Source organism: Sphingomonas sp. BE138 (assembly GCF_031456125.1).
Lineage (GTDB): Bacteria > Pseudomonadota > Alphaproteobacteria > Sphingomonadales > Sphingomonadaceae > Sphingomonas.
The window spans coordinates 123,423-132,893 of the sequence record NZ_JAVDUC010000012.1 but is presented as its reverse complement, the minus strand read 5'-3'; the positions used below and the strand labels follow the sequence as shown (position 1 = coordinate 132,893).

At 69.6% G+C, this 9,471-nt stretch carries 12 protein-coding genes; 2 read left to right on the top strand and 10 right to left on the bottom strand.

Translation table 11 applies throughout. The annotated features are described in order from the left end of the window. The first annotated feature begins 114 nt into the window (after nt 1–114). The gene (locus tag J2Y58_RS15200; protein ID WP_310104728.1) at nt 115–327 is read left to right on the top strand and encodes a hypothetical protein; all 213 of its coding nucleotides are present in this window, start codon (nt 115–117) and stop codon (nt 325–327) included. Nucleotides 328–483: 156 nt separating this feature from the next. Here J2Y58_RS15200 and J2Y58_RS15195 read toward each other — a convergent pair whose 3' ends face one another. The 9 genes from J2Y58_RS15195 to J2Y58_RS15155 all read right to left on the bottom strand — a co-directional run bounded on the left by J2Y58_RS15195 (nt 484) and on the right by J2Y58_RS15155 (nt 7,597). Further along, entirely contained in the window at nt 484–1,647 is a 1,164-nt protein-coding gene (locus tag J2Y58_RS15195; protein WP_310104727.1) for an NAD(P)/FAD-dependent oxidoreductase, read from the bottom strand. Nucleotides 1,648–1,787: 140 nt separating this feature from the next. After that, nucleotides 1,788–3,107 carry a cystathionine gamma-synthase family protein gene (locus J2Y58_RS15190; protein ID WP_310104725.1) on the bottom strand — a complete coding sequence of 440 codons (1,320 nt, stop codon included), beginning with the start codon at nt 3,105–3,107 and terminating at the stop codon, nt 1,788–1,790. A gap of 11 nt (nt 3,108–3,118) precedes the next feature. Continuing rightward, entirely contained in the window at nt 3,119–3,526 is a 408-nt protein-coding gene (locus J2Y58_RS15185; RefSeq protein ID WP_310104724.1) for a hypothetical protein, read from the bottom strand. Between the two features lie 57 nt (nt 3,527–3,583). Continuing rightward, nucleotides 3,584–4,300, bottom strand: coding sequence for a hydroxyacylglutathione hydrolase (gloB, locus tag J2Y58_RS15180; RefSeq protein WP_310104723.1), 717 nt, complete (start codon nt 4,298–4,300; stop codon nt 3,584–3,586). Between the two features lies 1 nt (nt 4,301). Beyond that, a complete protein-coding gene (locus tag J2Y58_RS15175; RefSeq protein ID WP_310104721.1) occupies nt 4,302–4,736 on the bottom strand; it encodes a VOC family protein in 435 nt (144 codons plus the stop codon). Nucleotides 4,737–4,752: 16 nt separating this feature from the next. Further along, nucleotides 4,753–5,478: an alpha/beta hydrolase gene (locus J2Y58_RS15170; protein ID WP_310104719.1), complete on the bottom strand. Its 726-nt coding sequence runs from the start codon at nt 5,476–5,478 to the stop codon at nt 4,753–4,755. Nucleotides 5,479–5,519: 41 nt separating this feature from the next. After that, nucleotides 5,520–5,720 (bottom strand): helix-turn-helix transcriptional regulator, encoded by a 201-nt coding sequence (locus tag J2Y58_RS15165; protein WP_310104716.1) that lies wholly within the window; start codon nt 5,718–5,720, stop codon nt 5,520–5,522. Continuing rightward, nucleotides 5,717–6,034, bottom strand: a complete 318-nt coding sequence (locus J2Y58_RS15160; protein ID WP_310104713.1) for a hypothetical protein — start codon at nt 6,032–6,034, stop codon at nt 5,717–5,719. The genes J2Y58_RS15165 and J2Y58_RS15160 overlap by 4 nt, the downstream gene beginning before the upstream one ends. 144 nt (nt 6,035–6,178) lie before the next feature. Next, on the bottom strand, nt 6,179–7,597 hold the full coding sequence (locus tag J2Y58_RS15155) for a glutamate ligase domain-containing protein (protein WP_310104711.1): 1,419 nt from the start codon (nt 7,595–7,597) through the stop codon (nt 6,179–6,181). A 65-nt stretch (nt 7,598–7,662) separates the two neighbouring features. Between J2Y58_RS15155 and J2Y58_RS15150 the strand changes: the two genes are divergently transcribed. After that, the gene (locus J2Y58_RS15150) at nt 7,663–8,478 is read left to right on the top strand and encodes an LD-carboxypeptidase (RefSeq protein ID WP_310104708.1); all 816 of its coding nucleotides are present in this window, start codon (nt 7,663–7,665) and stop codon (nt 8,476–8,478) included. 95 nt (nt 8,479–8,573) lie between these two features. Here J2Y58_RS15150 and J2Y58_RS15145 read toward each other — a convergent pair whose 3' ends face one another. Beyond that, nucleotides 8,574–9,194, bottom strand: a complete 621-nt coding sequence (locus tag J2Y58_RS15145) for a TIGR02281 family clan AA aspartic protease (protein ID WP_310104704.1) — start codon at nt 9,192–9,194, stop codon at nt 8,574–8,576. Nucleotides 9,195–9,471: the final 277 nt, after the last annotated feature.

Below are 9,471 nucleotides of genomic sequence, written 5' to 3'. Positions count from 1 at the left end.
CCCCCCGACAGCACGCCGGGGTGAGGTTGAGACACGGGTCACTTCTCGGTGGAAATTTATGCCTTCGCCGGGTCAGCTCTCAGTGGAAATCAACAGTTCGGGTTCACGTGGAGCGTGTCGGGGTTCCTGCTGACGCCGTGGCTGAAGAAGGCCGGTGCGGAGGTCGCGGCGCGGATGCGGCAGCGGATCGCCGACGAGCTGACGACGACCTTCGCCAGCCGCTATACCGCGACGATCGGGTTGAAGGACGCGCTGAGCGCCGACACGCTGCGCGCCTACGAGCGCAAGGCGACCGGAGAGAAGTATCTGATCGATCCGACGCGGTAGCGGCTAAAGGCTCCTTTCCGTGACTCCGTCATTCCCGCGCAGGCGGGAATCCAGAACCTCTGACGTCGCGCCCCCTACGAAGACCTGCGCGTCTGGATCCCCGCCTTCGCGGGGATGACGGCGTGGGGGGCGGAGGGCGGGATGCTGCCGGATTCGCTACACCGCCTGCCCGGCGGCCCAGCCGCTCGCCCACGCCCATTGGAAATTGTACCCGCCGAGCCAGCCGGTGACGTCGACCGCCTCCCCGATCGCGTAGAGGCCGGGGACGGTGCGCGCCTCCATCGTCTTGGACGACAGCGCCGCGGTGGCGATGCCGCCGACGGTGACCTCGGCCTTGGCGAAGCCCTCGGTGCCGTCGGGGTGGAAGCGCCAGTCGGAGAGGCGGCGCTCGGCCTCGGCGAGCGCGCGGTCGGTCGCAGCGCCGAGCTCGCCGATCCCGATGCGCTCGGCGAGCGCGTCGGACAGCCGCGACGGCAGGTCGAGCGCCTGCGCGAGCGTGGTGCGCGGGCGCGTGCGCTTGGCGGCGGTGAGCCAGCCGGCGTCGGCACCGGGGCGGAAGTCGATCGCGACCGTCTCGCCGTGCCGCCAGTAGCTGGAGGCTTGCAGGATCGCCGGACCGGACAGGCCGCGGTGGGTGAACAGCGCGGCCTCGGCGAACGCCGCCTTGCCGGCGCGCGCGACGACGGGGGTGGCGACGCCCGAGAGCGCGCGGAATAGAGCCTCGTCACCCGGTAGCGTCAGCGGGACGAGCGCGGGGCGCGGCTCCACCACCTTCAATCCGAAGCGGCGCGCGATGTCATAGGCGATGCCGGTCGCGCCCAGCTTCGGGATCGACGGGCCGCCGGTGGCGATCACCAGCGAGGGCGCGGCGTACGTGCGGTCGCCGTGGCGGACGGTGAAGCGCGCGTCGGCGTGGCCGATCTCGCCGAGCGGCTGCCCGAGCCGAAGCGTCACCCCGCCCAGCTCGCACTCGCCGAGCAGCATGTCGACGATCGCGCGCGCGGAGCGGTCGCAGAACAATTGTCCGAGCGTCTTTTCGTGCCAGGCGATGCCGTGGCGCTCGACCATGTCGAGGAAGTCGCGCGCGGTGTAGCGGCCGAGCGCCGACTTGGCGAAATGCGGGTTGGCGGACAGGTAGCGGTCGGGCGCGGTGTGCAGGTTGGTGAAGTTGCAGCGCCCGCCGCCGGAGATCAGGATCTTCTTGCCCGGCGCATCGGCATGGTCGAGCACGACCACGCGCCGCCCGCGCTGCCCGGCGACGCCGGCCGCCATCAACCCTGCCCCGCCCGCGCCCAGCACGATCGCGTCGAATGTGTCCATTGCGCGGGCGTGTGTCACAGGTGCGGAGGTGAGTCGATGGCCGGTGCGGCGGCGTCTGCGGCACGTGCTTCGACAAGCTCAGCACGAACGCAGAAGTGCAGGTCCGTCATTGCGAGCGCAGCGAAGCAATGACGACGGCGCTACACCGCCGCCAGCGCCTGCTCCATGTCGGCGATCAGGTCGTCGGCGTCCTCGACGCCGATCGAAATGCGGACGAGGTTGTCGGTGATGCCGAGCGCCTGCTTGCGCGCGTCGGCGACCGAGAGATGCGTCATGCCGGCCGGGTGGCTGGCAAGCGTTTCGGTGCCGCCGAGGCTGACCGCGAGCTTGGCGATCTTGAGCGCGTCCAGAAACCGGAACGCCTCGGGCTCGCCGCCCTTGAGGTAGAGCGAGAAGGTCGAGCCGCCGCCGGTGCAATGACGGCGGTAGATGTCGGCCTGCCGCCCTTCCGCCTCCGCGAGGAAGCCCAGGTAGCCGACACGCTCGACCTTTTCGTGGTCGCGCAGGAAGGCGCAGACCCTGGCGGCATTCTCGCCGGCGCGGCTCATGCGCAGTTCCAGCGTCTCCAGGCTGCGCATCAGCATCCAGGCGGTGTTGGGGTCGCAGATCGTGCCGATCGTGTTGCGCATCGCGCGGATCGAGTCGATCAGCGGCTTGGCGCCCAGCACCGCGCCCGCGACCAGATCGGAATGGCCGCCGGCATATTTGGTGAGGCTGTAGACCACCGCATCGGCGCCGTGCCGGAGCGGTTGCGACCAGAGCGGGCCGAGGAAGGTGTTGTCGATCGCGATCGGCGGAACGTCGTCGCCGTCGCCGAAGATCGCATCGCGGCTGGCGCGCACCGCCTGCACGTCGACCAACGCGTTGGTCGGGTTGGCGGGGCTTTCGAGATAGATCAGCGCGACGCGGCCGGCGGCGTGCGCCTTTTCCAGTACCGCGTCGATCTCCTCGCGGGTCGCGCCGGCCGGGAAGTCGAGCCAGTTGACGCCGAGCCGCCCCAGCACGCGCGCGATCAGCGTCTCGGTCGCGGCATAGAGCGGGCCGGAATGGACGATCGTGTCGCCGGGCTTGACCAGCGACAGAAACAACGTCGCGATCGCGGACATGCCGCTGGAGAAGGTCAGCGCATCCTCCGCGCCTTCCCAGATGCCGAGCCGGTCCTCGAGGATCTCCTGATTGGGCCCGTTGAAGCGCGAATAGACGAGCCCCTCGGCCCCGCCCGGCCGCTTGCCGGTCACGCCCTCGAAATGGCGCTTTCCTGCCGCGGCATTGGGAAAGACGAAGGTGGAGGTGAGAAAGACCGGCGGCTTCAGCGCGCCTTCGGACAATGCGGGGTCGTAGCCATGCCCCATCATCAGCGTCGCGGGCTTCAGCTTGCGCCCGCCGATCGCATCGACCTCGGCCTTCGGCGAGCGGCGCGTCTCGACGCCGGTCAGATCGTCTTCGGTCGGCTTGGTCATGGCTTGCTCACCTATTGCGAACGGTAGGGGACGAACGCGCCCATCGCACAGCTGCCGCTGGGGATGCGCGCGGGCAGGTTCACGGTCTGCGCGATGTCGCCGCGGCACAGCCGGGTCTGGAACTGCCGCGTGACGATCGCATCGCCGCGCGCCACCGCCTCGCAGCCGCCGCCCGTATCGGTGACATAGACCAGCTTCTTGCTGACGCGATAGATCAGCTTGCCGTCGTAGGCGGTCAGTTGCGGGCGGGTCCAGCGCGTGTCGATGCAGTCCTGCGGCGGGCCGGCGGTCTTGCCGGCGAGCAGCTTCTCATAGTCGAGCCGGTTGCGATCCGGCTTGTCGGGCTTTTGCGCGGGGGCGGCGACCACCGCGGCCGCGCCGAGCGCCGCCGCCGCGGCGAAGGTCATGAGGAAACGCATCGCTTGCTCTCCTTCCTTCCGCACGTCACCGGCATGGTTACGTGCGATACCATATCGCTAGCTCTGATCCTTGCGCAAGCGGCGTTCGGCGAACGTCGCCGCGTCGGGCGCGCGCAGGAACGGGTTCGTCGCACGCTCGATGCCGATCGTCGTGGGGACGGTCGGCTCGCCGGCGGCGCGCAGGCGGTCGACCTCCGCCATGCGGGCGGCCAGCGCCTGATTGTCCGGCTCGACGGTCAGCGCGAAGCGACCGTTGGACTGCGTATATTCGTGGCCGCAATAGACGGTCGTCGCGTCGTCGAGCGCGGCGTAGCGCTGCATATTGGCGAACATCTCGGCTGGCGTGCCCTCGAACAGCCGCCCGCAGCCCATCGCGAAGAGCGTGTCGCCGGTGAACACGATCGCGTCGTCGGCGAAGTGGAACGCGATGTGGCCGGCGGTGTGACCGGGGACGTGCCAGACGTGCGCGCGGTGATCGCCGAGCTGCACGACGTCGCCCTCGCCCACGCCGTCGTCGAGCGCCGCGATCTTCGCGCGCTCCGCCGCGGGGCCGATGACGCGCGCGGCGGTCGCCGCCTTGATCGCCGCCGCTCCTCCGACATGATCGGGGTGCCAGTGCGTCAGCCAGATCGCGTCGATCGTCCAGCCGCGCGCAGCCGCCGCATCCAGCAGCGGCTGCGCCTCGCCGGGATCGAGCGCGACCGTCCGGGTGCCGTCGTGGAGCAGCCAGGCGTAATTGTCGCTGAGGACCGGCACACGGACGACTTCCAGCATGTCACCAGCTTCCGGTGTTGGGCATCGACAGCCAGGGTTCGGCGGGGTCGAGCGTGCCGTCCTGCAACAGCTCGATCGAAATCCCGTCGGGCGTCTTCACGAATGCCATGTGCCCATCGCGCGGCGGGCGGTGGATCACATGGCCGTGGTCGAGCAGCCGCTGGCACGTGTCGTAGATATTGTCGACACGGTAGGCGAGATGGCCGAAGTTGCGGCCGCCGGTATATTCCTCCGGGTCCCAATTGTGGGTCAGCTCGACTTCGGCATCGGCGCGCTCGCCCGGCGCGTTCATGTCCTCCGGGGTGGCGAGGAAGATCAGCGTGAAGCGGCCCTTTTCGTTCTCGATCCGGCGGACCTCCTTCAATCCCAGCAGTTCGAAGAAGGCGATCGTCGCATCGGGGTCGCTGACCCGGATCATCGTGTGCAGATACTTCACCGTCTCGCTCCCGCCCTCAGGGCACCACGTCCTCGACGGCGCGGATCAACAGCGCGATGTCGTCCTCGCGCGAGAGCCGATGGTCGCCGTCCTTGACCAACCACGTCTGAACGTGCGGGGAGCGGATCAGTTCGGCGAGGCGGCACGTGCGATGCCACGGCACGTCCGGATCCTGCTGTCCTTGCAGGAAGCGCACCGGTCCGTCGAAGGCGATCGCGGCGCCCATCACGCGGTTCGCCTCGCCCGATTGCCAGAAGCGACGGGTGTAGACGGTGGGCGCGGGGCCATAGGGGTTCGGGCGTTCGAGCCGGCCGTGCTGGAGCAGGTACATCTTCTCGTCCTGCGAGAAGCCCCAGTCGGTGAAGTCGGGCGCGGGGGCGATGCCGACCAGCGCGGCGACCCGGTCGGCGCGCGCGAGCGCGACCAGCAGCGCGATCCACCCGCCCATCGACGAGCCGACCAGCACCACCGGTCCCTCGACATGGTCGACCATCGCCAGCGCATCGTCGCGCCAGTCGGCGAGCGACTGGTCCTCGAACGCGCCGTCGCTGGCGCCGCAACCGCCATAGTCGAAGCGCAGGAACGCGCGGCCCTGCGCCTTCGCCCATGCCTCAAGCGCCACCGCCTTGCTGCCGGTCATGTCGGAGGCGTAGCCGGGCAGGAAGACGATGGTCGGCGTGGCGCCGGCGGTATGATGATAGGCCAGGCGCGGGCGCGGCGGTTGCGAGGTGACGATGCTCATGCGCGCGGACATAGGCGCGCGCACCGGGTCAGGGAAGCGCGTCAGGCGGCGGAGGGACTGACGAACACCTCCTCGATGCGCAGCCCGAACGTCTCGGCGATGCGGAAGGCGAGCGGCAGCGACGGGTCGTAGCGGCCGTTCTCGATCGCGATCACGCTCTGGCGGCTGACCTCCAGCCGGGTGGCGAGTTCCTGCTGGCTCCAGCCGCGCTCGGCGCGAAGTGAACGAAGGTGGTTGGTCATCGTGCCGCGCGTCGCTCGACCAGAAAATTGATGCATCCGCCGACACCTAACCCGGCGCACCACAGCACGGCGGCGAAATAGGCCTGCACGTGCGGGACCAGCGCGAACGCCTCCAGAAAGCCCCAGATCGTGCAGATCGACAGCGCAAAGGCGGTTGCCACCAACGACTGTCGGACCAGCAGCATCCGGACATATTCGTCCGGCATCTCGACCAGCAGCCGCGCGTAGACGGCGAAGATGGCGACGATCGGCAGCGCGGGCAGGATCGCAGCGGCGAAGGCGATCGGACCGTGCGGGCCTGGTGGCGGAACCACAGGTTCACGCCGACGAGCGCAGCCGCATAGAGCGTCATCAACACAAGGACGCGAACGCTGTAACGCTTCATGGCAGGGACGACGGCCATCACGACTCTCCTTCGCTGATGTGAAGGGAGCTTTACAGGTAAAGCGCGCTTTACGTCAAGTGCGCTTTACATCGAGCATCCGCACCATCTCCGCCGCCAGCAGCGACAGCGTGTCGTCGCGCGCGCCCATCACGACGATGCGATCGCCCGGCCGCGCCTCCGCGACGCAATGCGCGGCCGCCGCCGTACGGTCGGGGATGTGCAGCGCATGGCCCCCCGCCAGCGTCACGTCGCGGACCACGTCGGCGCTGGTCACCTCGCGCGACACGGTGCCGCCCTGGTAGACGGGATCGGGCAGGACCAGCAGGTCGTCGTCGCGCAGGTGCGTCGCGAACATCGCCGCCAGCTCGGCGCGCATGACCTTGAGCGGTCCGTAGCCGTGCGGCTGGAACAGCGCGATCACGCGGCCGGGAAAGGCGTGGAGCGTGTCGAGCGTCGCGGCGATCTTGTCGGGGTTGTGGCCGAAATCGTCGATCACCGCGACGCCGTTCGCCTCGCCGACCAAATCGAAGCGGCGACGCAGTCCGGTGAAACGTTCGACCCCCGCCACCGCCTCGCCGATCGCCACGCCCGCCGCGAGCGCCGCGCCGATCGCGGCGAGCGCATTGGCGACGTTGTGGCGGCCGGGCACCTTGAGCGCGACGCTCATCCGCTCGCCGCCGCGCACCAACGTGAAGCGGATCGCGGACGGTTCGGCGATCATGTCGGTCGCGAACAGCTCGGCGCTGTCGTCGACCAGCGAGAAGCGCGTGACCCGCGCGGGCGGCAGAGCCATCGCGAGCCGCGCGGCGTCCATATTGTCGGCGTTGACCACCGCGACGCGCGCATGGCCGATGAAGTCGCCGAACAGCCGGTTCAGCTCGTCGAGCGACTTGTGGTCGAGGCTGACGTTGTTGAGCACCGCTACCTGCGGGCGATAGAGCGCGATCGACCCGTCGCTCTCGTCGACCTCGCTGACGTACGGCGCGCCCTGCCCCACCAGCGCGCTGGCGAACGGGCGGTCGGCGGTGGCGAAATCCTTCATCACCGCCCCGTTCATCACCGTCGGGTCGCGCCCGGCATGGTGGAGGATCGTCGCGATCATACCGGTGACGGTCGACTTGCCGCTGGTTCCCGCCACGCCGATCGGCTGGGCCGCGGCGTTGAACAAGGCGGCGTTCAGTTCGGCACGCGACAGGCGCCGGCAGCCGAGGGCGGTCGCGGCGACGATGTCGGCGACCGTTTCCTCGACCGCGGCGGAGGCGACGACGATCTGTTCGGGCGAGAACACCCCGCTGCCGTCCTGCGCGAACAATTCGATGCCGAGCGCGCGAAGCCCGTCGAACTTGGGCGTGACGCGGCCCTGATCGAGCCCGCGGTCGCTGCCCGCGACGATCGCGCCGCGTCCCCGGAGGATCATCGCCAGCGGCATCATTCCCGATCCGCCGATACCGACCAGAAAGAAGCGCTGGCCCGACACGTTGCCGTCATGCATGGCCGCGGGCTATCGGCGCTTTGCCGGTAGCTGGCAAGCGGCCAAGAAACGGGAGGACACGAGCGATGCGGATCGGGGTGCTGGCGGCGAGCAGCGTCGCCAATCCGGACGTGATCGCGCCCGTCTCGGCCTTCGCCGCGATCGCCTATCCCGACATCGACCTGGTCTTCCACCCGCAATGCTATGCGCAGGACGGCCATTTCGCCGGATCGGACGCGGTGCGCGCGGCGGCGTTCCTGCAATATGCCAACGATCCGGCGTTCGACGCGATCTGGTTCCTGCGCGGCGGATACGGATCGAACCGGCTGCTGGGGACGATCATGCCGCAGCTGGGCGCGGCGGCGCGAACCAAGACGTATCTGGGCTATTCCGATGTCGGCTTCCTGCTCGGCGCGCTCTATGCGCGGCGGATCGGGCATCCGGTGCACGGCCCGATGGCGAGCGACATCCGTCGCCATGACGGCGACGCGACGGTGGCGCGCGCGCTCGGCTGGCTGGCGCGGCGCGACCGCGCGGGTCTGGAGCCGGGGCTGGACGGGCGGCCGGCGGCCGCGTTCAACCTGTCGATCCTCGCCGCGCTGGTCGGGACGCCCTACCTCCCCGACTTGGCGGATCACGTCCTGATCGTCGAGGAAGTGTCGGAGGCGATGTACGCGATCGACCGGATGCTGTTCACGCTCGGCAACGCCACGCAGTTGCGCAGCGTCGCGGGCGTGCGGCTGGGCGCGGTGACGGCGGTACAGGCCAACGAGCCCGAATGGGGCGAGTCGCTGGAGGCGATGATGACCCGCTGGTGCCGCGACCTGGGGGTGCCCTACCTGGGGCGCGCGGAGATCGGGCATACGCAGGCGAACCGCGTGGTGCCGTTCGGCGTGGCGTGACGCGACACCGGCCTTATTTCAGACACGTGCTTCGGCACGCTCAGCACGGCCGTGTGCGGCGCCTTTCTCTTGCGGCGGGTCGCCGGGGCAGGCCGTCAGGCGGTCGCCTCCTGCGGATGATGCGGCGTCAGGATCAGCGTGCGGCCCTCCACGCGCCAGCTCTTCAGCCGCGACAGGAAGTTCATTCCCAGCACGTCGACATCGCCGAACGCCGGCGACACCACGACCGCCAGATCGCGCGCGACCACGTTGCCGAAGCGCAGCTCGGCGACCTCGCCGGTGTCGGCGCGGATCGTGCCGTTGGCGGTCTTCAGCACGACCGGGAACACCGCGGGCTTCACTTCGACGCCGGCCGCCGCCGCCGTACCGGGGGACAGCGCGGTGATCGTCGCGCCGCTGTCGACCAGCAGCCGTCGCTCGACGCCGCCGATCTGCGCCCGGACGTAGAAATGGCCGTCGCGGCTCATGCGGATGCGCGTTTCCTCGCCCGCCACCTTCTGCTCGTCGAGGTCGAGCACCGCCGCCGCGCGCCCGAACAGCGGGTCGAAGCGGCCGCGCTCGACGATCGCGGCGTAAAGCAGCAACCCGGCCCCGATCCACAACGCCACGCTGACCAGCGTCCGCAGCACCGGGATGCGCCGCGCCGCCATCACCGCCAGGAACAGCGCGCCGAGCAGGATATAGAATTGCGGGCTGGAGACGACGTCGGCAGGCATGACCGGAATATAGGAAGCGCAAGCTGTCTGGAGAATGGCTGGCGCGGCACGCGCGGGCGCGTTATATCCCGGCCATGACGATGTCGCTCACTACCACCGCCCGCCGGACGGGCCAGGCAAGCGTCGTTCGCGTCAGCGCCTGACGCACGCTTGCCCGCCCGCCTGGTCAGGGTGGTGCGCGGGCGGGCGTTCTTCACCTTTTGTCGCCACCCCGCCCTTTCCGTCGGACGCCGCCGCCGCTAGGCCGCGGGTTCGACTTTGCGCAGGAAGACCCTTT

Excerpts from the sequence above, each read along its gene's own strand:
- J2Y58_RS15150 (WP_310104708.1), top strand. The coding sequence starts at position 7,663 with ATGCGGATCGGGGTGCTGGCGGCGAGCAGCGTCGCCAATCCGGACGTG.
- J2Y58_RS15155 (WP_310104711.1), bottom strand. The coding sequence starts at position 7,597 with ATGCATGACGGCAACGTGTCGGGCCAGCGCTTCTTTCTGGTCGGTATC.
- J2Y58_RS15165 (WP_310104716.1), bottom strand. The coding sequence starts at position 5,720 with ATGACCAACCACCTTCGTTCACTTCGCGCCGAGCGCGGCTGGAGCCAG.
- J2Y58_RS15195 (WP_310104727.1), bottom strand. The coding sequence starts at position 1,647 with ATGGACACATTCGACGCGATCGTGCTGGGCGCGGGCGGGGCAGGGTTG.
- J2Y58_RS15185 (WP_310104724.1), bottom strand. The coding sequence starts at position 3,526 with ATGCGTTTCCTCATGACCTTCGCCGCGGCGGCGGCGCTCGGCGCGGCC.
- J2Y58_RS15170 (WP_310104719.1), bottom strand. The coding sequence starts at position 5,478 with ATGAGCATCGTCACCTCGCAACCGCCGCGCCCGCGCCTGGCCTATCAT.
- J2Y58_RS15145 (WP_310104704.1), bottom strand. The coding sequence starts at position 9,194 with ATGCCTGCCGACGTCGTCTCCAGCCCGCAATTCTATATCCTGCTCGGC.
- J2Y58_RS15190 (WP_310104725.1), bottom strand. The coding sequence starts at position 3,107 with ATGACCAAGCCGACCGAAGACGATCTGACCGGCGTCGAGACGCGCCGC.
- gloB (WP_310104723.1), bottom strand. The coding sequence starts at position 4,300 with ATGCTGGAAGTCGTCCGTGTGCCGGTCCTCAGCGACAATTACGCCTGG.